Here is a 522-nt window from a genome sequence, read left to right as displayed (position 1 = left end):
GAGACGCAGTCGCCGCCGTCGAAGCCGGCGATGCTTCGCCGCCCGGTGGCGAAGTCGATGTGGACCAGGGCGTCGGCGCGCACGTCGCCGGGCCGCCGCCGCTGGGCGGCGAACCAGCCGTGGCGGTTGGCGAGGCCGGCGCGGCGCTCGTCGATGCGGGGGAACTCCCCGGCGAGGTCGTCGAGAGGCTCGCTGCGGATGACATTGGAAGCGCCGGACAGGTCGAAGGTCCACCGCGTCAGGCGCGCCCAGGACGGGGCGCCGGCGCCGCCGTCGGCGTTGGGGAACAATGGCGCGCGGTCGTATTGCATGACGTCGGCGACGATGCGGTCGCCGTCGTCCCAGGCGTTGAGGACATGGAAGACGTAGCAGGCCTCGGTCTCGAACCAGCGGATGGTCGAGACGTCGGCGTCGCGGCGCATGACGCCGACGAAGGCGCCCTTGCCCGGCTCCCAGGCGAAGGGCGGGCCGCAGCGCATGGCCCGCTCCAGGCTGCCGGTCAGCGGCAGGACCGGGAACAGC

General features: G+C 73.6%; 1 protein-coding gene. It reads right to left on the bottom strand.

Annotated elements, in window-relative coordinates; genetic code table 11:
• Window positions 1-522, bottom strand: a 522-nt coding sequence (locus DNK89_RS23970) for a carotenoid oxygenase family protein (RefSeq protein ID WP_161958992.1), incomplete at both ends; no start/stop codon positions are given.

The organism is Acidovorax sp. ST3, assembly GCF_003231145.1.
In the GTDB taxonomy this organism is placed as follows: domain Bacteria; phylum Pseudomonadota; class Gammaproteobacteria; order Burkholderiales; family Burkholderiaceae_C; genus Acidovorax.
Note: the sequence above shows the minus strand (reverse complement) of the source record. Positions and strands in the feature narration are given on the sequence as shown.